At 39.3% G+C, this 21,562-nt stretch carries 19 protein-coding genes; 6 read left to right on the forward strand and 13 right to left on the reverse strand.

Annotated features, from left to right (window positions below; translation table 11 throughout):
• Positions 1-2 precede the first annotated feature (2 nt).
• Entirely contained in the window at positions 3-1,406 is a 1,404-nt protein-coding gene (lnt, locus tag NHE_RS02065; RefSeq protein ID WP_038559461.1) for an apolipoprotein N-acyltransferase, read from the reverse strand.
• A gap of 2 nt (positions 1,407-1,408) precedes the next feature.
• Positions 1,409-3,856: an AsmA family protein gene (locus tag NHE_RS02070; protein ID WP_038559464.1), complete on the reverse strand. Its 2,448-nt coding sequence runs from the start codon at positions 3,854-3,856 to the stop codon at positions 1,409-1,411.
• Positions 3,857-4,016: 160 nt separating this feature from the next.
• Between NHE_RS02070 and ribD the strand changes: the two genes are divergently transcribed.
• Entirely contained in the window at positions 4,017-5,135 is a 1,119-nt protein-coding gene (gene ribD / locus NHE_RS02075; protein ID WP_051579706.1) for a bifunctional diaminohydroxyphosphoribosylaminopyrimidine deaminase/5-amino-6-(5-phosphoribosylamino)uracil reductase RibD, read from the forward strand.
• Here the strand turns inward: ribD and ligA are convergent.
• The 7 genes from ligA to leuS form a co-directional block, all read right to left on the reverse strand.
• Positions 5,132-7,126: an NAD-dependent DNA ligase LigA gene (gene ligA, locus NHE_RS02080; RefSeq protein ID WP_038559467.1), complete on the reverse strand. Its 1,995-nt coding sequence runs from the start codon at positions 7,124-7,126 to the stop codon at positions 5,132-5,134. The genes ribD and ligA overlap by 4 nt on opposite strands.
• A gap of 136 nt (positions 7,127-7,262) precedes the next feature.
• Positions 7,263-7,577: a dihydroneopterin aldolase gene (locus tag NHE_RS02085; RefSeq protein ID WP_198014751.1), complete on the reverse strand. Its 315-nt coding sequence runs from the start codon at positions 7,575-7,577 to the stop codon at positions 7,263-7,265.
• Entirely contained in the window at positions 7,564-8,667 is a 1,104-nt protein-coding gene (carA, locus tag NHE_RS02090; RefSeq protein WP_038559472.1) for a glutamine-hydrolyzing carbamoyl-phosphate synthase small subunit, read from the reverse strand. The genes NHE_RS02085 and carA overlap by 14 nt, the downstream gene beginning before the upstream one ends.
• 18 nt (positions 8,668-8,685) lie before the next feature.
• Positions 8,686-8,922: a 50S ribosomal protein L31 gene (rpmE, locus tag NHE_RS02095; RefSeq protein WP_038559475.1), complete on the reverse strand. Its 237-nt coding sequence runs from the start codon at positions 8,920-8,922 to the stop codon at positions 8,686-8,688.
• Positions 8,923-9,020: 98 nt separating this feature from the next.
• Entirely contained in the window at positions 9,021-9,764 is a 744-nt protein-coding gene (gloB, locus tag NHE_RS02100) for a hydroxyacylglutathione hydrolase (RefSeq protein WP_038559478.1), read from the reverse strand.
• Positions 9,764-10,333, reverse strand: coding sequence for a cell cycle transcriptional regulator TrcR (locus NHE_RS02105; RefSeq protein ID WP_232215034.1), 570 nt, complete (start codon positions 10,331-10,333; stop codon positions 9,764-9,766). Before NHE_RS02105 ends, gloB begins: the two co-directional genes overlap by 1 nt.
• Before the next feature lie 94 nt (positions 10,334-10,427).
• A complete protein-coding gene (gene leuS, locus NHE_RS02110) occupies positions 10,428-12,854 on the reverse strand; it encodes a leucine--tRNA ligase (RefSeq protein WP_038559484.1) in 2,427 nt (808 codons plus the stop codon).
• A 180-nt stretch (positions 12,855-13,034) separates the two neighbouring features.
• Here leuS and NHE_RS02115 point away from each other — a divergent pair, with 180 nt between their 5' ends.
• A complete protein-coding gene (locus NHE_RS02115; protein ID WP_038559487.1) occupies positions 13,035-13,427 on the forward strand; it encodes a hypothetical protein in 393 nt (130 codons plus the stop codon).
• A gap of 73 nt (positions 13,428-13,500) precedes the next feature.
• On the opposite strand, the gene NHE_RS02120 is transcribed toward NHE_RS02115, so the two are convergent.
• On the reverse strand, positions 13,501-14,118 hold the full coding sequence (locus tag NHE_RS02120; protein ID WP_038559489.1) for an XRE family transcriptional regulator: 618 nt from the start codon (positions 14,116-14,118) through the stop codon (positions 13,501-13,503).
• A 234-nt stretch (positions 14,119-14,352) separates the two neighbouring features.
• On the opposite strand from NHE_RS02120, the gene ccmC reads away from it, so the two are divergent.
• The 4 genes from ccmC to NHE_RS02140 all read left to right on the forward strand — a co-directional run bounded on the left by ccmC (position 14,353) and on the right by NHE_RS02140 (position 17,533).
• On the forward strand, positions 14,353-15,054 hold the full coding sequence (gene ccmC / locus NHE_RS02125; protein WP_084473269.1) for a heme ABC transporter permease CcmC: 702 nt from the start codon (positions 14,353-14,355) through the stop codon (positions 15,052-15,054).
• Entirely contained in the window at positions 15,035-15,907 is an 873-nt protein-coding gene (locus NHE_RS02130; RefSeq protein WP_038559492.1) for an aspartate carbamoyltransferase catalytic subunit, read from the forward strand. The genes ccmC and NHE_RS02130 overlap by 20 nt, the downstream gene beginning before the upstream one ends.
• 539 nt (positions 15,908-16,446) lie before the next feature.
• Positions 16,447-16,743: a hypothetical protein gene (locus NHE_RS02135; protein ID WP_038559495.1), complete on the forward strand. Its 297-nt coding sequence runs from the start codon at positions 16,447-16,449 to the stop codon at positions 16,741-16,743.
• Between the two features lie 151 nt (positions 16,744-16,894).
• Positions 16,895-17,533 carry a hypothetical protein gene (locus NHE_RS02140; RefSeq protein WP_038559498.1) on the forward strand — a complete coding sequence of 213 codons (639 nt, stop codon included), beginning with the start codon at positions 16,895-16,897 and terminating at the stop codon, positions 17,531-17,533.
• 373 nt (positions 17,534-17,906) lie between these two features.
• Here NHE_RS02140 and glmS read toward each other — a convergent pair whose 3' ends face one another.
• From glmS to NHE_RS02160, 3 genes are all read right to left on the reverse strand, one after another.
• Entirely contained in the window at positions 17,907-19,697 is a 1,791-nt protein-coding gene (glmS, locus tag NHE_RS02150; RefSeq protein WP_038559504.1) for a glutamine--fructose-6-phosphate transaminase (isomerizing), read from the reverse strand.
• Between the two features lie 70 nt (positions 19,698-19,767).
• Entirely contained in the window at positions 19,768-21,138 is a 1,371-nt protein-coding gene (locus NHE_RS02155) for a PleD family two-component system response regulator (RefSeq protein WP_038559507.1), read from the reverse strand.
• 136 nt (positions 21,139-21,274) lie between these two features.
• The gene (locus tag NHE_RS02160) at positions 21,275-21,562 is read right to left on the reverse strand and encodes a twin-arginine translocase TatA/TatE family subunit (RefSeq protein WP_038559510.1); all 288 of its coding nucleotides are present in this window, start codon (positions 21,560-21,562) and stop codon (positions 21,275-21,277) included.

Raw genomic sequence — 21,562 nt, forward strand, 5'->3', positions numbered from 1 at the left:
TTTCAGTGGAACAAGTTATGCAACAAAGTATAGAATGTTCTCCTACTATGTTTTCTTGGTATGGGGATATCTAGGATTCCCTGAGATGAGTATGGTATTCTAGCCAGAATTCTCCCATAAGGATCGATCACTGCTGAAATACCAGTGGTGGTTGATCTGATGATTGGGAGTCCATACTCTATTGCCCTCATTCTGGCCATCTGCAGGTGTTGATATAAAGCAGTACTATTTCCAAACCAGCTATCGTTTACGAGATTAATATTCCAATCGGCAGTGCAGTTGCCGTGTAGAGAAGATGTGAAAATACTTTCATAGCAAATAGTGGGAGCAGCATTAATTCCTTCCAATATCTTCCGTCTCTTTTTCCCATGAGTGAAATTACTTGCCCCGTTAACTATCTTATTTATGGGCAATATATTTCCTAAAGGAACGTATTCTCCTAGAGGAACAAGTTTTATCTTGTCATAGTAATCCTCGACTTGACCATCCTTGATCAGGAAAATCGAATTGTAGATATTATTATTTTCGATTCTAGTACCACCAGCTATGACGATTTTTCCGAGATTGGCGCTGATATATTTAGTGATATCGCTCTTTCTTGTATGAAGAAGAAACGGTACAGAGGACTCAGGCCAAATAAAATAATCAATTGATTGGAAGTCTTTTGCTTTGCTCATTTCAACATATTTTTGTAGTACCGTTCTGCTGTAGTCAGTGCTCCAGCGTTGTTGGTGAGGAATATTCGCCTGGACTATTCTCACTATTTTCTGTGAATTCCGTATTGGATTGTTATGCAGGCGGATTAGTCCAAAGGAAAAAACACATACCAACAAACTGACTGAACAAAGTATGTAGGTCCTGGCAACTTTTGAATCCTCGAATAATAGCTCTCCTAATGAAGCAGAAACAAAGGTCGTCAAGGCAGTTAGGCCAAAGATTCCAAATATGGAAGCAAATTGCAGAACTCCTAAGCAGTTCCATGTATATCCGATAAGATTCCACGGAAATCCCGAGAAACATATTTCTCTTAAATATTCCGATAGTGTGATGATGAATGTAAATGTAATTGGATTCTGATACTTGATGAATTTGAATATTCCAAATGCAAGGACAAAATATAGGGAAAGGAATATGGAAAGTGCAATTGGAGTTGGAATGATTAACCACCAAAAGTGTTCCATATCTGTTGCGAGGGAGAATGAAATCCAGTAGAGGGAAATCAAAAAGAAACTGCTACCAAACCAAAGAGAAAAGGATAATACTTCTCTTGCAGAGAGAGTGGATTTAAGTTTTTTATATGTTAGAGCGATACTGAGTACCAATAGGAACGTCATATGAAATGGCGCAAATCCGAGTGTCATACACGCTCCCAGAATTACGGGTAGGAGTTTATCCAGTGTGCCCATAGCTAGTTCTGGATTTTTCCCTTAATTGTTGCGAAGATTGCTTGATTATCAAAGAAAATCTTAGGATTCCAGATATTGCCTTCTATGGTTATATCAACAGGGATTGCCTCACCTTTCATTGGAAAGAATACTCTACTAACGGATGAGGTCTGCATGTTACTTACTTGAAAATTCGATGATAGGATTCCGCTAGTTGTTTTCGTTGAAAAGGCGAGAGAAGTGCCTAGTATACCATTTGAAATGTTGCTCGAACCGGTCACCGAAAGTAATGTTGTATCACCAGTAAAGAATTTTATTCTAGTGATTTCATCGAGATCTTTTGGCGATTTGACCTTTGGTATAGCACTCGAAAGCATGTCTATGTTACCCCCCTGAATATTGATTTTTGCAGAATTTAAAGCAAGCTTACCTTCGATATTCGATATCATTTGTTTCACAGTATTGCCTTTTGATGAGACATCAGCTTGAATGTTGGCCTTTCCGGAGATGTAATTGACATCAAAATTCTCTTTGAGGAGCGTCTTCAAGTCTATGCCGCTTGCATTTATTGATGCAACAACGGAGTTAGGCTGTCTGTTAAACGTGAAATTTGATACTAACTCTAGCAGAAAACCTTCTCTTTTCAAGGAAAGCCCGGATATTTTCAAGATATTGTTATTTATTTCAGATGCTAATTTAAAAGTCAGAGCATCGCTTGGGCTGTCCTGAAATACCTTGTTGAAAGCAATATTAAAGCTACAACATATCCCACTTGGGATCTCAGGGAAAGGATTGTCATTCCAGTGAATTTCGGGTCCTTTCTTTGTGTCGAGGAGTTTAAAAATCCCAGGGAACTTGATGAAGCTAGACTTCAGTGTATTTCCATCTACATCGATTTCAAGGATCCTTGCTATTTTATCGAATTTCAGTTTACCAACGAAAGTCAGGTTCTTTGAATCAACATCTATACTTGAAATGTGATACTTTTTCATCGAATGATGGATGAAATCAATATGCGAGACTTCTTCTCCTCCGAAATTAGTATTTATCAAATTCACTCTGATTGAAGTATCAATATCACTAATCTTATCGAGGAGGGAGAAAACATCTTTGATTGAAATTCTCTCTATGACAAGTGAATCAATGCTGATATTACTACCAAGTTTCCGTAGGGTATGATTATATCGTAGATCTGCGCCAAGTTTGAGCGCCCCAACTGCAACTACTGCGTCCTTGAATAAGAACATTTCAGGGCCCGCGATGATTTTAAGATTTGTACTAAATATCTGAGATAACCATCTATCAGCAGTCCTATATTGCTCAAGATTTAATAGTTTAACTATTTCATTTGAAAAAGTTCCTTTCCAGGTTACTTCGGAGGTCAAAATCGGATAGTTTGGATCTTTTTTTTCGATCTTACCCTTACTATTTATTGTGCTATCTGCAATACGCGCTGAGAGATCACCTATAGTGAGCAATTCCGTCGAGCTGGAGAGGCTTAAATGGACATCTTTGATTTCTGTATCTTTCAATTTCAATGTTTCTATGTCTAACAGAAGATCTGTTTCTTTGGTTTGCAGCTTTTGCAAGTTTAGAAGAAAAGAGGCGATTTCCTTTAACGAAGATAATCCTATTTGCCCTAGGCTAAAATTGTGGCACCTTATATCTATCTTCTGCTTTTCGTCTTTTTTTAGTGATACTTTTACGGAAGAATCAAGAAAATCTGACTGGATTTTCAAATTATATTCCTGAGCATTTCCATCATACTTATCACTGATAGAAAAGCTGGTACTGGAATTTGGCTCCCATTGAATTTTTGTAAAAGTTGAAAGCACTCCCATGAGATCCTTTCCTTCTCCTGAAATCTTTATGACTTTCTCGGATGAAAGAAATTGTATCTTATCCTCCTTAGAGGAGATTTCGACACTATAATATTTTTTTCTCCTATCAAAATTGAGGGAGAGGTGATACAGGTTTTCCGCTGCCTGACCGAAGTCCCCACGAAGCTCTGTTTTTACAATTGAGTTTCTGTATACAGCGTTCTTTACTTGCGTTTCGATTGAATAGTTAGGGATTTTAACTACCATGTTCTCCAGGTGCAAAGCTTGGACTTGTGTAGAGAAAACCTCATCTGTATTGTTCAGAATGATCTCCCCATCTCTCATGGTGATCTTCGAAATTTCTGGTCTCCCAAACAATATGGATTTCTTTGAGAAATGCAAATCGAGTTTTCCTATACTGTACCTGGAGTCAGAGGAGTATTGAACGATATTCACGGATGTGGCTCTCAGCGCAAGATCCAGGAAATTTATTGAAATCGTTCCATTTACTTCTACGTTTCCACCTATGAGTCTGCTGATCTCACTGGAATAGTGTTCTTTATACGAGTTGATCTTAAGAATGATACCCCCAAAGAAAGATAGAGCAATCACTAGGAGAAGAAAAATTAAGAATTTCGGAGAACGACCCATGATAATTTTAAGAACTAGAGTAAAATTGGAGATAAAAGAAAGCTACAGAAAAAGTGTCCACCAGATTCTAACTTACCAAAGAAAATACTAAAAATTCTTGTTGTTGAGTGAGATAAATGATAGTTTTATTGCTGCGATTCTACAAGCGATAAATCATTCTATGACTCTCCCGTGGATGGAAAACCGCATCCTATATTACATGAGGATCGCTGTCAACACATCTAGAACAGGATTGGCTTTTACCAGTAGTAATCCGTCTGTTGGATGTGTTGTTGTCAAGGATGGTGAGGTAGTGGGGAGAGGTGTTACTGGGTTGAATGGCATACCCCATGCTGAGGAGATAGCTCTGAGAGCTGCCGGAAAGAGTGCTATAGGTGGAGATTTATACACTACGCTCGAGCCGTGCACGCATTATGGCAAAACTGCTCCTTGTGTGGATAAAATCATACAATCCGGAATAAAGAGAGTTTATATCGGAATTAATGATCCAGATGAGCGTGTAAGCGGGCGTGGTATTGAAAAGCTCCGTGAGAACGGAATAAAGGTTGTATCAAACGTACTGAAATATGAATGTTTTTCTGCTAACATAGGCTATTTCTATCGGCAAATCCTGGGTAGGCCGTTTGTCATTTTGAAAGTTGCAACCACTCTTGATGGGAAAATTGCTTGTTCCAATGGGAAGAGCGCATGGATCACCTCCGCGAAGATGAGAAGAATAGCTCATAAGCTTAGAGCGATGACTACTGCCACAATGGTGAGTTATTCGACTGTCAAATGTGATAATCCGCAATTGGATTGTAGATTACCTGGTCTAGAAAAAGAGTCAGTGAAGATTATTCTTGATTCTAGAGCTGAGATCGGCAGCGCAGAGCTGAATCTATTCAAAAATGGCATTGTGTGGTCATTTGGTCGAAAAAATTCCTTCAAGTATAGAAACTTTTTTAATTTCGAGTGTGAGACTGTAGAGGATAGGGTGGACTTGCTGAAGATTCTTCATGAGCTTGGTGATATGGGTATAAACAGTTTACTCGTGGAATGTGGTAGAAAGCTTTTCACTTCATTTCTGAAGGAAAACCTATTTGATCAAATTGCATGGTTTAGGGCAAACAAGATTGCTGGAGATGATGCCGTGAGCTTATGTGGCGATCTCGACTTTTCTGATCCTTCAGCATTTATAAAGCTGCAAAAGACACATGAGATAAAGATTGATAATGAAAGTATAGATTTCTTTTCATGTAATCCATCTCTTCGTTTTGATGATGTGTTACGAAGAGTCTAAGTTTTTCTGTCGTCTAGATTTTGTGTGATCAGTGATTTAAAGTCATCCTCGTCTATGATTGTTATACCCAATTCTCTCGCTCTTGATAGTTTGGAGCCTGCTTTTTCTCCGGCAACTAAGTAATCAGCATTTTTCGAGATAGCGTTTAAAACGATTCCACCTGCATTTTTTACTATTTCTTTTGCCTCATCTCTTGTGATTGAGAGCAGAGTTCCAGTAAAGACAAATCTTTTATTGTTCAAGGAGCCCTTTTGGTTGGAAGTATTATCAGTGATCACGACCCTAGAAGCGAGGTTTTTGACTATATCCTGATTATCTGGATCAGCAAAGAATTCCTTCAGTGAGTCATATGCAGAGCCTCCCAATCCTTCGAGGTTTTTTATCTCAGTTTCCGTTTCTATATTGCCCTCCAAAGCTGACATTTTGGAGAACCATTTCTTAAAACTGACGTATTCCCTTGCTAAAATGTATGCCGTTTTTTCCCCGATACCCTTTATACCAAGACTGAAGATAAATCTATTTAATGTTATATTGCGTGCTTTTTTGATATTTTGAATTAAATTCTCTACGGATTTTTCACCCCAGCCCTCATATTTTTTTATAGCTTCCTTATATCTTTCTAGACGAAAAATATCTGCTAGTTCACTGACAAAGCCGTTATTGATGAAAAATGAAATATGTGATTCACCTATGCCTTCTATGTCGAATGCCTGACTCGAAACAAGATGTTTCACCTGTTGCACTAATTGATCTGGGCATTTTTTATGATTCATACAACGGATTGCTGCCTCGTTATTCTTCCTTAGAAGTTTAGATGAGCAAGAAGGACAATATTCGGGAAAGAGAAAGATCTGTTGTTTATCCCTATATGCTTTATCCACAGCTAATATTTTTGGTATTACATCTCCAGCTCTTTCAATTGTGACTAAATCTCCTTCTCTTATATCCTTTCTTTTCAGTTCGTCTTCATTGTACAGGCTGGCCCTGGAGACTACTACTCCACCTATGGTTACAGGCTTGAGGAGTCCGACCGGAGTAATGATACCTGTTCTTCCAACACTGAGTTCGATTTTTTCGAGTACAGTTTTCCCCCTATATGAAGGAAATTTATGCGCCACAGCCCATCTAGGTGCGTCGGCTGAGATTCCTAACCTTTTTTGTAGTCCTATATCATTGATTTTGTAGACCAATCCATCTATGTCGTAGGTGAGGTCGGCGCGCTTGTCATAGATAGACTGATAAAAATCCATGATCTCTTCTATATTGGAAGAGAGCAATTTTATGGAATTTGTACTAAACCCATTTGCGGCTAGTGATTCGAGTACTTCTTTTTGTGATCTTACTGTAGGTAGCTCATTAGCGCTATAAGCAAAGTACTTAAGATTACGTTGTTTTGTGATTTCTGGATCTAATTGCCTCAATGAACCCGCTGCTGCGTTCCTTGGATTAGAGAAACCCTCTAGTCGGCGAAACGTTTCGTGATCGATGAATACCTCTCCACGTACCTCCAATACTTTTGGTGCATTCTCTATTCTTGTAGGGAATCCAGAAATGACGTTTATATTCTCTGTAATATTCTCTCCTGTGTAACCATCCCCCCTTGTCGCACAGGAATGAAGTTTACCATCAATAAAACACGCGGAAAATGATACTCCATCTATTTTGGGTTCACACAGAAATTCAAAATTTTCCTTAGTATTCAAAAATCTTTTTGTTTTTTGGATATACTCAATGAATTCTCCTTCAGAGAAAACATTCCTTAAAGAAAGCATCGGAGATAAGTGCTCTACTTTGCTGAACTTCTCAGAGGGCGGATGCCCAATGATAGTAGGAAATTCTAACTCCGGATTTTCTTTGATGAGCTCTAGATATTGGCTCTTAATGGCGTCATATTCTGCGTCAGTTATCTCTGGATTATCATCTTGATAGTACTTTTCGTTATGGAGCAGAAGTTTCTTATATAGACTCTCAATTTTCTTTTCGACTTCCATTTCACAAGAAAGACAGCTATTTTCTATAATTTCATACTAAAGAATCTAATGAAGTTCATCCTATCTCCTTAATTTTTCTCCTGACTCGCATCTCATAAGAAAGACAGCTATTTTCTATAATCCCATAGTAAATAGTCTAAGACTCCTTCTTGTACTGAACCTGGATGGATGCATGTTCAAGTAATCTGGAAAGCGAGTGTTTTATGACTTCCAGTGAAATCTCAAGCGGAGAAAATTCCTTAACTAAGTCCGATAAAAGAGTTTCAGCTAATTCTTCGATATAGTCAAACTTTGTTGTGCTACTGGTGTTCTTAAGGAGATCAATGACGAGATTGTAGTCAACTAGATCTTCTGAAGAAATACTAAGATTAATCCAGACGAGACGCTTGAGCACTTTCTCCCAGTCACGGACGCCCAGGCTCACATACAGACAGAGTTTAGTCAGAGACAACTTCATGAAAAAAGTCCTCAAAGATATAATGCGAATCATGCGGACCTGGGGAGCCTTCCGGATGATATTGGATGGAGTGAATCTTTTTATTTTTTATCTTTACTCCCTCAACAGAATTGTCAAAGAGCGATCTATGGGTAATACCTACATCCCTAGTGAGTGTCGACTCATCTAGAACAAAACCATGGTTTTGGCTAGTTATTTCGACCTTTCCTGTGATGAGATTCATCACTGGATGATTAGCGCCTCTGTGTCCGACGAGCATTTTTTTCGTTCTACACCCGAAGGCAAGTACTATGATCTGGTGACCTAAACAGATTCCAAGGATAGGTATATCAGAAGAAAAAATCTTTGTGAAATCTTCGTAAAGGTATTCGTATGTAGCAGATGGATCTCCAGGTCCATTTGACAGTACTATCCCGTCAAAACTCGATGAGAGTACCACATCAGCGAACCCCCTTTTCCCGGCTATGACAACAACGGTAAAGTATTTCTGCAAGTTTCTTATGATGCCGTGTTTAATTCCGAAATCAATAATGCAGACCTTTTTCTTTTCAGGATCTGTGGGGAGATCATAATTCGAGTATCCCAAGACTCCGGCACTCAACTCCAAATTATTCATCTCTTTAGACGCCTTGAGTAGTTCAAGTGCTCCAGTATGACTGATTTCATCGATAGGAAAAATGATCCCGTTTTTACTGCCTGTGCGGCAGATCAGACGTGTAATAGCGCGAGTATCTACACCGCAAATACCGACAACTTGATTTCTAACAAGCCAGTCGGAAAAGTGCTCGATTCTGTAGTGATGGGAGAAATCTACTGGATCCTCGCGCAGAACTACACCTCGAGCGAAAACCTTATGACACTCATTATCTTGGGAATTTATACCAATATTGCCTATATGTGGTGAGGTGAAAAGAATTATCTGACCAAAGAAAGACGGATCCGTGATAACATGCTGATATCCTAGAGGGCTTGTAGTGAAGCAAACCTCCGCGACAGCAACACCTTTCTTCCCACAAGAGAAGCCGAAAAAGAGACTACCATCAGTAAATGCTAGGCACGTATCGTAGGCAAAAGTAGTGCTCATAGAAGACAAAAGGATACTTTAACTTCCAAAGAAATCTTCCCCAAACCTATCCTTGAATCTGTTTACTTTACTGGTTGCCTTCACATTCGTGGAGGCAGACTTAGTCCAAGCCTGATGTGTTTCAGGAGGCCAGTCACCAGCATTGTAGACAACCAATTCACCTTTTTTTCCTAGAGTAGACCTGACCTTGATTTTCATTCCATTCGTGAACGCCAGGATAATGTCATGAACCTCTGGGTGAATATTTTTTTTCATGTGTTTATAAAGGCTCGATCGATAACATTCTAAACGAATAGTCCTCTTGAATCAATCAAAGATATCTTGGATTCAACGAAGGCTTTTTGTTTTCCAACTTAGCACTGGAAACTATCTTTTCTTTTTCTCAGAATGGCAAATATTTCCGCTTCTGTAAGTTCTGGGAACTGATTTTTTTGATATTCTTTTATTCTGAGGAAGGGATTAATATTTTTTTCCTGCTCTAAGGTTGTTGGAATGGTAGAATATCTATGACCTTTAATACTGTTCCAGTAATTTTTGATAGCAATATTTTCCGGTTCTATGCTCATAGCGAAACGCAAATTATCTCTGGTGTACTCATGAGCGCAATATATTGTTGTGTCTCCAGGTAGACTTGCGATCTTTTCGATACTTTCAAACATCTGAAGATGAGTTCCCTCGAATACTCTTCCGCACCCCGCAGAGAAGAGCACATCACCGCAGAAGAGAAGTTTTTCTTCAGTAAAAAAATAGCCCACGTGACCCAGTGTGTGTCCGTGTAGTTCGAGAACTTTAACGTGTGTACCGCAGAGATATATTTCATCAACAGCTAAAGAATCCCAGCAGGGAAGCAAATCCTTTTCAGATAGCGGTACAATAACCTGTGCATCTGAGAATCTTTTCTTAATCTGAGAGATCCCGGATGTATGATCCGCGTGATGATGAGTCACTAGCACCCACCCCACTGACAGACCATACTTTGAAACATGATCCAGGACAGAATCTCCATCACCAGGATCCACAACAAAGGCAAGAGAACCAATATTGCCAATGAAGACATAATTGTCCTTCAATATTGGTAGTACCGCAATTTGCAGCACTACAATGAATCCTCCATTGCTTCCTCAATTTCCCTTAAATGTCTTTCGCTCTGTTCTGAGATTTTCACTTTTAGTAGAGCATCATCTAAGTCTTCCTGGGAACAAAGGTTGAAGAGTAGAGGATCCCTAGGTTTCAGGTTATCATAATTCCAGTACGTCTTTTCGCGAATGGACTTCACGATCTTTGCTGTGGTGCCTATAAGAGAAACAATCTGGGAATCGCTCAGTTCAGGATAATTATTGATCAGCCACAAGGAAGCATCGGATTTCACTCTTCGTTTTACAACAGGAGTATAGCCTCTTCCCTTCTTTTTCTTTTTATCAACAATGGATTTGATTATTAACCTTTTGTTTGGATCATTTTCGCATTCTTCAATATCACGCTGTTCTACTTCCCCTGTAATTCTCGGATCGCAGCCTATAAGGCCTTGGGCAACTGTCCCATCTGCGATGCCTTCTACTTCTAAAACGTGCAAACCACAGGCCTGAGCAATTTGCTCGAACGTCAAAGCAGTCTTATCTACCAACCAAACGGCGACAGCCTTGCGCATCAAAGGTGACGATGACATAACTAAGCAACCCCCCAAGATAAAAATATGACTCCGCTTTCAGAGTACTGGATACACACTAACACAGCTTAAATTTAACACTCTTAACATTCAGTTAACTAATCTTGTTGCAGAGAAAATTTATCACCCTGTTCGGGATATATATAACTCTATCAATTTTACAATTTTTGATCAATCTCTTCCCAATAGAGATTATTTCTGCTTCGAGGTGATTCCTTGGAACCTCAATTGTTTTAAGGAATTTCCCATTTTTTTGCACTGCTATCTTTATAGTATCATCCTGCAGGATACTTTCATCATATGAGACCCAAGGCGAACCATATAGTTTATTTGTATTTCCAAGCTCTGCGGAAAGATATTCTGAAAGGTGGGGTGCAAATGGCTCCAATACTCTGAGCAGTGTATATATTGCATTCCTGTCTACTTCCTTACTTGTGGAAAGCAAATTCACTAATTCATGGATTTTTGCGACTGCGCAATTGAGTTTTATTTCTTCTATATACTTTGTGATATCACGGAGGATCTTATGCATCTTTACATTGAACTCTTTATTCATCGGTGATTGAATCTCATCCTCAACAGCAAGATATTTTTCCGCTAGGTTTTTTATTCTGCGTAAAAATTTGAAAGCTGCCTCAATACCTTTATCAGACCATTCAAAAGTATTTTCTGGAGGATTGTCGGAAAGTATGAAAAACCTTGCTGCATCAGCGCCATATTTTGTTATAACCTCTTCTAAGTCGACTATATTTTTTTTTGACTTACTCATTTTCTCAACTTTTCCGACTGAGATGCTTTCTCCCCTAGCTGAGAGGAGTTTTGCCTCATCTGGATATAACCACTCTCCAGCATCGTTTTTATAAGTTTCATGACAGACCATTCCCTGAGTTACTAAATGCGTAAAAGGTTCCTTGATTGTTAAATAACCACATTTCTGTAGCGCACGCACGAAAAACCTTGAATAAAGTAAATGAAGTATTGCATGTTCTACTCCGCCGATATACATGTCGACAGGTAGAAAGTGCTTACAAGCTTCCTTATCTATACCTGCAGATGGATTGCAAAAAGCTGCAAAATACCAGGAAGATTCAAAGAACGTATCAAAAGTATCGGTATCCCTGAGTGCTGGACCCCCACATTTAGGGCAATTTGTATGCTTCCACTTGGGATGACTCTCCAGTGGATTTCCTTGCTTTGAAAAATCTACATCTTCTGGAAGAGTTATCGGTAAGTCCTCGACTTTTACTGGCTGCATTGAGCATTTCTCGCAATATACGACTGGAATAGGGCATCCCCAGTATCTTTGTCTTGATATTCCCCAGTCTTTTAATCTGTACGAGGTCTTTGCTTCACCTATTCCAAGTGATTCAATTACTTGGATAATACGTTTCCTAGCTTCTATGACTTCCATTCCGTCTAAGAAATCCGAATTGTACATCTCTCCTTCCAAGTCACAATAGGGGAGGGCGGTATCTGTGTCCCCTTTCTTGATTACTGGGGTGATCTTCAAATTGTACTTTTGAGCAAATTCAAAGTCTCTCTCGTTATGAGCTGGGCATCCGAATATTGCCCCTGTACCATAATCCATTAGTACGAAGTTAGCCAAGTATAGAGGAAGTTTAGCTTTGGAAAATGGATGTACTACTTCCAAATTAGTTGGGATACCTAATTTTTTATTGAATAAAGTACGTAATTCTTCGATTTTTTCCTGTTTTACTAAATCCAGTTCTCTGACGATGGGATGATCTATCGATATTGCACAGAACGATGCACCAAAAATTGTTTCCGGTCTAGTACTGAAAACTTCGACAAACTTTGAGCCATGTCCACTTAATCTGAGCTTAATTGATGCCCCTTCGGATTTACCTATCCAATTCGCCTGCATTGTCTTGACCTTTTCAGGCCACCCTGGAAGGCTATCCAGGTCCTGTAGTAGCTCCTCTGCAAAGTCAGTGATTCTTAGGAACCATTGAGGGATCTTCCTTTTTTCGATCAGAGCGCCGGACCTCCAACCACGACCATCTATGACTTGCTCATTCGCTAATACCGTTTTATCGACAGGATCCCAATTTACTTCTGATTCTTTTTTATAAGCCAGACCAGCCCTAAGAAAATCAAGAAAGAATCGTTGTTCATGCTTACAATATTCGGGGGAGCAAGTTGAAATTTCCCTACTCCAATCATACGAGAGACCAATATTTTTCAGTGTTGTTCTCATTTTCGAAATATTCTCCTCGGTCCATTTTCGAGGATGTACGTTTCCAGCTATGGCAGCCTTTTCAGCTGGCAGTCCGAACGCATCCCAGCCGATTGGATGCAAAACATTATATCCATTTGCTTTTTTAAAGCGCGCTAATACATCTCCTATTACATAGTTCCTAAGGTGCCCCATATGAAGTTTTCCTGAAGGATATGGAAACATACTCAGTACATAATACTTTTTTTCTTTATAGGTCTCAGCGGAGAAATTCCAGGAAGATCGAGCGAACTCCTCTATTTCCCGGAAGTCGTAACTTGACATGTACAACTAACCTGCTTGTATCACGGGATTTTATCATATAATCACAGCAATACTAATAGAGATTTCTGATGAGTGGATGGTTACTTATACCTTAAACTTACTATATTTGCTCTTCTATGAATTAGATAAGTTTTAATTAAAATTTGTAATACTTATCTCCACAAATCATAACGAGAAAATATGTCAACTTTAAACACTACTAGATGCTTACTTTGTGTTGCAATAGTATCATTGCTATCTGGCTGCGCACCAGTTTACAGGACTACCCATCATTTTGTTCCGCCAAAAACGGAATCAGGTAGACTTTGTGCAAATCAGTGTATTCTATCGAAGCAGCGATGTATAAAGGATTGCTTGGATCATGGCCTACCATACGGTGTGATCTCTGGTGTAACGAGCGTGGCAAAGTCTCTGATTACAGGTAGTCATGCTGGCGGTGGAGCTAATGAACAAGTCGTGAATGCTTGCAAGTCTTCATGCGAGGGGGATTATCGAATGTGCTTCGTCAACTGTGGTGGTAACATACAATCAGAGACACACTGCATCCAAAATTGCGATAAGGAGGGACAATAAAATTACTGAACAAGAAAAGGTTTCCCAAGATGAAAAACTCTCAGTTCATTGGGGGAAACCTTTGACACCGTCATTACACTCTCTTTATTGTAAAAATAACCCTTCCGATTATTTCGATTTCGTCAAAATGTTTAATATAGGTTGAATATTTCTCATTATCAGGGATTATCTTTATATCTTTTGTTCCAAAAATGTGCTCGACGCTTCTTACGATGCTGTTGAAATCATCACGGAGAAGGAATATTCCTGATTTTATCTTACTATTTTGATCAAATTCCCTAATTATCAGGGTTTCATTTGGCATAATACTCGGTGCCATACTATCATCATACATATTACAGGAATATAGCTTATATTCCTCACCTATCCATTCTTCGCAGAACATTCTGTTGAGTAGAATGTTCACGTTATGACGATTCTCCAAACTATGGACAGGGGCATAATTCTCGTAGTCTATGGAATCAGGAGACGCGTTGATTAAATAGGAAATAGAAATTCCCAACTCTCTAGAAATAGAATCCAGTTTCTTCGAAGTTGGATTTTTCGATTTACCATTTAATATGTCATATACAAATGATTTTCCCACTCCTGCTTTCTCAGCAAGCTCCCTAGCATTGATACCAAGTTCTTCCATCCGCTTCCTGATTTTATAAGCCATCATATTTGTTATCTGATTAGCGATCTCCGTCATATCCACTGCTCAACTAAAAAACTACATTGTGGATGTATCACAATTCAAAATTGCATACAATACTCCTGAAACGGTAATTTATAATTTTTTGGTTAAAATTAACGCAAGACATCAATTTTAAAGAGAAAGGTGTTATCCACTCCAGAAACCAATCAACTAATATATCTTTACTTAGCCGTATTTGCTGAGAGAATACTCTATCTATAGTGTACACTCCATCCAGTTTTCCGTGCAATGAAAAATAATATTTATATATCAAATAAGGAAAAAAAGAATATTCTAGCTTTGACAATAGTGTTGACACTATTATATTCATTGGCTTTTTATTTTGTATTTTCATCCCCCGTTGATCAGTTGCATGGCGAATTCGTAAGAATCATGTATGTACATGTCCCAGCGGCTTGGCTGGCTGTGCTATTATATTCAGTGATTGGATTACTTAATATCATATATCTATCTTTCTCCGTTCCTGTACTCGGGATAGTTGCTTATGCTCTGGCACCAATTGGGATGACCTTCACTATGATATGCTTGATCACTGGAAGTCTTTGGGGCAAACCAATATGGGGAACTTTCTGGGTCTGGGATGCACGTTTGACTTCGATGTTTGTATTATTCTTTTTATACCTAGGGTATTACCTTATCTGGGACTATAAGGAATTTAACATAAAATTAGCTTCGATCGTTAATTTGATTGGCCTGGTTAATATTCCTATTATAAAATTTTCCGTATACCTATGGGCGACTCTACATCAGAAATCCAGCGTTATTCGTCCTGAAGGGATATCCATACATCCATCGATGTTGACTCCGTTGTTACTGATGTTTTTCTCTTCTTTTGTACTGACACTGCTCTTATGGTATTTTAATTCATGTGCGGTGCTAAACCTAAGGAAAATCGAGAAACTACTTATACATGAGAAGTTTACTAAGTAATAGAGATGTCAGTGTTGATGAAATCTATCAGATTTTCGACTTGGCAGCCTTCTATCTGAAGAACGGTATTGAAAGCAACCTATCTGGGAAGTTACTTTTCTCCATATTTTTCGAAAGTTCGACGCGGACGGAGACATCCTTTTCAGTTGCCGCGTCCAGACTTGGATGTATAGTTGAAAAGGCTAATGTCAGTAATCTTGCTACTAGGAAGGGCGAACATCTTGTGGATTTAATTTCCACTCTGAATGCATTTTCTCCTGATTTATTCGTGATTAGACATAGCGAGAGTGGTGTCCTGCATTTATTGAAGGGGTATATAGACTGCGGCATCATAAATGCTGGTGATGGGACCAATGAGCATCCGACTCAGGGATTGATAGATGCCTTCACGATATTGCACATGAAGGAAAAAATCGAAGGACTAAACATACTCATATGCGGGGATATATTGAGAAGTAGGGTAGCGCACTCTACAATTCCGATTTTGCAGAGATTAGGCGCAGTCATATCTATTTCCGGACCACTTGCTTTGATGCCCAAGATCTTGGATGAAGGGATTAGATACAGTCCAAATTTTCACGATGCCTTGAGTGGAGCCGATGTGGTAATCATGCTACGGACTCAGAATGAGCGTGCTAGTCAGGACATTGATAATGGAATCGATTTTTGTTTAAACAAAGCCGCACTTGCGGTTGCAAAGCCTGATATTCTAATCATGCATCCTGGCCCAGTGAATAGGAATCGTGAAATCTCGGATGCGGTTTTAAATGATTCCAGAAATGGAATTCTTACTCAGGTCCGAAATGGGCAGTATATAAGAGCGGCTGTCATCAGTTTTCTATTAGAAGAATAAATTGCCGATCTTCTATGTTAGATTTATTTCTCCATGGGTGTTCCTATTGGGATTCAATTAAGCTTAGAAATTGAAATCATTGAGATAAAAAGTTAAAGTATTTACTATTAAAAGTAAATTAATCTAGATTTACTTTCCGAACGAGAACGGAATACCGTATCAGGTACGCTCCATTTACGGATATCACAGAGGGCGATATGACGCTTTTAAGTTATCTCAGTCATGCTGGTCATAAGTATAGGCTATTTTAAGAATCTGAGAATTCTCTCAAATTAGAGATAGAAAACTCATCCGGAGAAAGAGCTGAGAGCACCATCAATGGCGTTGACCTTTTATCTTTTAAGCCACAGCTTGATCAGCTTTCAAAAAGTAATACTGCGCAAGTGGTGCTCAGTTATAAACTGACTTCTGGTAACGTTAAGAGCAGAGTATATTAAGAGCAGAGTATATTCTTGTACCAGAGTAGTACACCATCACTGACTCAGATAAGTGAATACCAGCATACAAAGAGTGTTAAAAGTATAGGAGTCTGTGGCCCTATGAATCGTGAAAAATCATGCGCAGTTTATGAGGACTCTGGTATTAAATTCCAGTTACTTAGTGTCAATAGTAGTGTCAATAGTAGTACTGGAGAGATAACAGCAAGCGGCACCGAAAAAACTGTAAACAATACTGGTAGTAGTATTAATGCTGTTTCAGTAGCGGAAGGTAGTGGTAATCGTATTGTTGTTCTAGCAAGCGAAGGTACAACCCTTAAGAGCGGCTCAAGTAGTGGGGAGGAGGTAGTATTTCCCTGTCTAACTTTGCACCATCTACCCTATCGGGGAGGAGAGTAGAGCGTATTGCCGTAAATGCACGTAAGAACAATAAAGTCTCTGCAGTTGTTCAGACATCTACGGTGGACTCTATTATGTTAAAGCCGGTGGAAATACATTAAGCAGCTCCTCGGTAGAGCGACTAACAACAGTATCTGGAGTAATTTCAGATATGAAAGTGGCGCCAAGCTACAGTTCTGGTGCAACTGTCTCCAGGTTTGATGTATTTGTCACAAAGAATAATGGCGGTGTAGAAAGAGTATTATTTAGTGTCAGTTTTAGTGTCAGTGATAGCGATTGCAAGAAAAATGGTGGAGTCACAACTAGCACTGAAGTGCCTCCAAGTAGAGCTACTACCAGATCTAGTACAACCTCGAGAATTACCTCTACAACGACTACTACAACAAGTGCCGCCATTTCTGCAATCGGCAGAAGTCCTTCGCAGGGTATATCTTCTACGCGTGCGTCAAGTGTGCATGAGTCTGCAGCAAAGACGAGTCATAGAGCCGCCGGTACTATAGCAACAACGCAGAGTATAAAAACAACACAGACGCGATCCACGACTGGCGCACTGGCTCAGAGTTCTCATTCATCAACCGGAGCGCGACCAAAGAGCATTATCAGAGGGAAAAGAACTACTTCCAAAATAGGGGAAGTATCTAGCGCACCTAGTAGTCAGGTTGCTCCGATTTATCATGTTCAGAATAGCGCTACTCTGACCAGTAATAGTGGCAATCTTCTTGATAGTAGTAGTTCTAGTGCTACTGCAGCGATTGCCTTCTCCGCCTCAATATTGGGTTATTTGGACTGATTTTTCTAGTATTAGTAGCATTTGTGTGTAAGAGAAGACGAAGAGCAAGATTAGAGCTAGAAAGGTATGAACTTGGATTGATTAGCGGAAATGTACCTGAAGATTCACGGGAAGAAGATAGTGATGAGGAAATACCTTCTTCGAGCGGGGAAGTCAGGTTGACTCGATTACCCCCAAAGAATGAAGAGGAAAGTAAAGGCTATAAATTTCGAAGACACCATGGTATTCGAGCTAGCTTATTTATCTCAATATCATATACCCGTGGTGAGAATAGGATAGGGCACCCGACACGGTATAATCAATGAACTCATACTCGAGGTTTCATTTCATATGCAGACTCAAAGCAGAGAAGTACTCATTCTATCAGATATAACTACTCTACAGTGATCGACTTTGCCAGATTTCTTGGATAGTCCACATTTCTCCCATTCTTAACAGCAACCCTGTACGCGAGGATTTGCATCGCGACTGTATATACAAAAGGCATCGTTAGTTCAGAAGTATCTGGAAGTACTACCACTTCTACATCAAGGTGTTCTAACCTTTTTACGCCGTCCTTATCAGTGAAAATGAACAACTTTCCATTACGGGTATAAATTTCTTGAATACTTGATAGTACCTTTGCGAAAGATAGTGAACTAGGTGCCAATAATATTACAGGAAAGCCCTTTTCTATTAGTGCGATGGAACCATGTTTCAATTCGCCAGATTGGATACCTTCAGCCATTATGTAGGATATCTCTTTGAGCTTTAGCGCTCCCTCCACGGCAACGAAGTATCCAAGCCCCTTTCCCACGTAGAAGATACGATCACTGCGGTAAATCTGCTCAACTACCGTGTCGATGTTGAACTCCAAACTGTCTATGACTTCCTGCAGATCGTGTTCAATTTTTGTTAATCCGTCTAAGATCCATTCTTTATTCTTTCCTGTAAAAGCGACAAGATGTAAGAGTGTTGCTAGCTGAGAAGTGAAACTTTTCGTTGCTGCAACACTTAGTTCCGGACCAGCATTTGTATATATATGAAAGTCCGACAGTCTCGCGATACTACTCTCAGGTACATTAACCACGGAAATAATATAGGAACCAATAGAATAATTCCTGACTGTCTTCAATACGAGGAGTGTATCAGCGGTTTCCCCGGACTGGGAAATAAAGATAAATAATTCATCTTTCATAAAATCCCGCCATGTGAACTCTGATGCGACCTCTACGTTGACGCGAACATCTAAGTATTTTTCGATCCAAGCCCTTGCTATGCAGCCAGCGAAAAAAGAAGAGCCACAAGCAACGATATTTATATTTTTTGCTGACTTCAATACAGATTTTAAATCACTTTCTTGTAACTCAGCTGCTCTGGCTATTCTTCCGATGAGTGCTGGCTGTTCCAGTATTTCGGAAAGCATAAAGTCCTGCTTTTTATTAGAGGACCTCTTTGCGACCATGAAATTATGAAAGCTACTCTTAAATGCTTTCCTTATAACTTTTTTCCCGGAATTGAAAAAAAGGATATCACTCGGCGAAATGACTGCTATATCATTATCTTCCATGCAGTATCGTTCTTCGCTTAGGAAGGATACTGCGCTCAAATCTGATGCAACTACAGAAATATTACCGTTACTTGCGGCTATTAGACTAATCCCACGCTTCATAGCAAAGATCTCATTTGGATTATTCTGAAAAATCACTACTATAGCAAAAGAGCCATGAATCTGGCCCATTACTCTTTGTAATACGTCAATTTTTCTGTGATCCTGCGAGTGTCTAACTATCAACTTTAGGATGACTTCGGTGTCTGTATCAGTTTTGAACTCTAAGCTTTCCTCTTGGAGAATCTTCCTGAGCTCCGTTGCATTTTCAACTATGCCATTGTGTATTATCGCGACATCAGAATCATAGTGGGGATGTGCATTTTCTAGATTAATTTGCCCGTGAGTCGCCCAACGAGTGTGACCCATACCAACCTTTGAAAAAGGATTCTTATTCAAGATGTCTTTTATTAAACCTTGGACAGGTCCGATAACTTTCGTACAAGTAAACTTTCCACCATCTAAGAAAATGCACCCAGCAGAGTCATACCCTCTATACTGCAGACAACTTAAACCGTTCAGAACAAGCGGAACTACATTGTCTTTCGAGGAAATAACGCCTACTATACCACACATCAATCAAATCAGTACTCAGAGAAGTATATTCTATATAAGACTCCTAGATTAGGCAAATTAATGAAAGTCCTCAAGAACGACAATCCGACATTACTACAGTATTTCTACCTCTTTCCTTTGCAACGTAGAGGTTTGTATCAGCTCTACCTAATAATGTCTTTAATGTATCTCTATCTTGATACTCAGCCACTCCTATGCTGACGGTCAAATTGACTTTTACATCTTCATTAATGGTATCGAATTTTTGCTGTTCTATAACCAATCTTACCCTCTCAGCGGCATCATAGGCTTCCTGTAGTGTAGCATCCACTAATACAACAACTACTTCCTCTCCACCGAATTTTACAATTAAGTCATTGAGCCGTAGACAACTTTTAAGGCATAACGCCAATTGCTTGAGAATTAGATCCCCTGAGAGATGTCCGTAGGCGTCGTTGATCTTCTTGAAATAATCAATATCTATCATCATCATGGAGAACGTCTTACTTTTGGACTTCCTCACTGTCACTAGTAGTTCATCTACATATTTTTCGAAATAGTAGCGGTTATACAAAGAGGTCAGTGGATCAATGAATGCCATTTTCAAATTATCCTCGACACTTCTCTCAATGATATCTTGGTATTTCTTTCGCTTGACTTGCGTCGCAACTCTGGCAATAAACTCGCTCCTATTGATTGGCATATCAACATAATCACTTATTCCAAGTTCAGTGATTTCGCTAATCACCCCTTCATCATCTTCATCATTAATGATCAGTATAATTGGTATAGATCTACTCTTAGGGCGACTCTTGACTGTGGAACAGACTCTCAATAAATCTTTGGAGAGAGTAATGTTGACAATTAGTACGTCGAAGTTATGTTGTTCTATTTCTCCTTCACTTAGATGTATGACTTCTGCGAAAACGGGTTTCAACATCTTCTCTATCGGCTCGAATAATGATCTCTGCTGATCAACAACAGCAATCACACCCGAAGACACATCTCCTACGTAGCTGACAATTTCATTTTCTGTGCCACTTGTGAGCTGAGCTTTAGTGTTGATTCTTAGCCTCACCTCATCTAGGATCGTCTTGAATCTCAATAGAGACTTTATCCTAGTAAAAAGAGCGAAGTCCCTGACGGGTTTCACCAAGAACTCATCAGCACCTGCGCTTAGGCCTTCCACTTTATTCTCCATATCGTTGAGCGCAGTGACAATGATGACTGGAATGTGCATCGTTGAATAATCACTTTTAAGACGTCTGCATGTCTCGAAGCCGTCCATCTGAGGCATCATGACGTCCAACAGGATCACATCAGGCTGATTCCGCTTCGCTAATTCTATCGCCTCAATTCCAGAAGAAGCGGTAATGACTTGATAATACTTAGCAGTTAACTTGATTTCCAATATCTTGACGTTACTCGGGATGTCATCTACAACTAGGATTAGAGCAGTCATTATCTTCTTTCTATGCAACTATAGTATAACAATGTACGTTGTATATGTAACACCGATATATTATAATATTTACCAGGGACTTGGTTTATACTCAAGTGTGAACATATCTTTACGAATGAAATGATATGCCAAACAACTATTCTACCTTGGAATCCTCTTTTTTCTTATCAACTTCGCTTTTTTTCGACATCGGAACTTCACTACTCTCTACTTCATAGACCTCATATATCTTATCGTCATCACCGGTAATATGCTTAGATTCGTTGGGTGCATGAAAATATTCCACGATCTGGTATTTAAGCGCTTCAAGTCTCACATGCAGACTTTTAGCAAGCTTTAATATTTCATGAAAAGACTCTTTGTCTACCAGCAAGGCCGCTACTCCTAGTATTACTAGAAGCTCAAAGAACCCTATTCCAAACAC

Origin of the sequence: Neorickettsia helminthoeca str. Oregon (genome assembly GCF_000632985.1) — a bacterium.
Lineage (GTDB): Bacteria > Pseudomonadota > Alphaproteobacteria > Rickettsiales > Anaplasmataceae > Neorickettsia > Neorickettsia helminthoeca.

What these genes read in the sequence shown, in the direction of transcription:
- lnt (WP_038559461.1), bottom strand. Translation starts at nt 1,406, where the DNA reads ATGGGCACACTGGATAAACTCCTACCCGTAATTCTGGGAGCGTGTATG.
- ligA (WP_038559467.1), bottom strand. Translation starts at nt 7,126, where the DNA reads ATGGAAGTCGAAAAGAAAATTGAGAGTCTATATAAGAAACTTCTGCTC.
- leuS (WP_038559484.1), bottom strand. Translation starts at nt 12,854, where the DNA reads ATGTCAAGTTACGACTTCCGGGAAATAGAGGAGTTCGCTCGATCTTCC.
- NHE_RS02105 (WP_232215034.1), bottom strand. Translation starts at nt 10,333, where the DNA reads ATGTCATCGTCACCTTTGATGCGCAAGGCTGTCGCCGTTTGGTTGGTA.
- carA (WP_038559472.1), bottom strand. Translation starts at nt 8,667, where the DNA reads ATGAGCACTACTTTTGCCTACGATACGTGCCTAGCATTTACTGATGGT.
- ccmC (WP_084473269.1), top strand. Translation starts at nt 14,353, where the DNA reads ATGAAAAATAATATTTATATATCAAATAAGGAAAAAAAGAATATTCTA.
- NHE_RS02135 (WP_038559495.1), top strand. Translation starts at nt 16,447, where the DNA reads ATGAATCGTGAAAAATCATGCGCAGTTTATGAGGACTCTGGTATTAAA.
- NHE_RS02120 (WP_038559489.1), bottom strand. Translation starts at nt 14,118, where the DNA reads ATGACGGAGATCGCTAATCAGATAACAAATATGATGGCTTATAAAATC.
- NHE_RS02115 (WP_038559487.1), top strand. Translation starts at nt 13,035, where the DNA reads ATGTCAACTTTAAACACTACTAGATGCTTACTTTGTGTTGCAATAGTA.
- NHE_RS02130 (WP_038559492.1), top strand. Translation starts at nt 15,035, where the DNA reads ATGAGAAGTTTACTAAGTAATAGAGATGTCAGTGTTGATGAAATCTAT.
- ribD (WP_051579706.1), top strand. Translation starts at nt 4,017, where the DNA reads ATGACTCTCCCGTGGATGGAAAACCGCATCCTATATTACATGAGGATC.
- NHE_RS02155 (WP_038559507.1), bottom strand. Translation starts at nt 21,138, where the DNA reads ATGACTGCTCTAATCCTAGTTGTAGATGACATCCCGAGTAACGTCAAG.
- NHE_RS02070 (WP_038559464.1), bottom strand. Translation starts at nt 3,856, where the DNA reads ATGGGTCGTTCTCCGAAATTCTTAATTTTTCTTCTCCTAGTGATTGCT.
- rpmE (WP_038559475.1), bottom strand. Translation starts at nt 8,922, where the DNA reads ATGAAAAAAAATATTCACCCAGAGGTTCATGACATTATCCTGGCGTTC.
- glmS (WP_038559504.1), bottom strand. Translation starts at nt 19,697, where the DNA reads ATGTGTGGTATAGTAGGCGTTATTTCCTCGAAAGACAATGTAGTTCCG.
- NHE_RS02140 (WP_038559498.1), top strand. Translation starts at nt 16,895, where the DNA reads ATGAAAGTGGCGCCAAGCTACAGTTCTGGTGCAACTGTCTCCAGGTTT.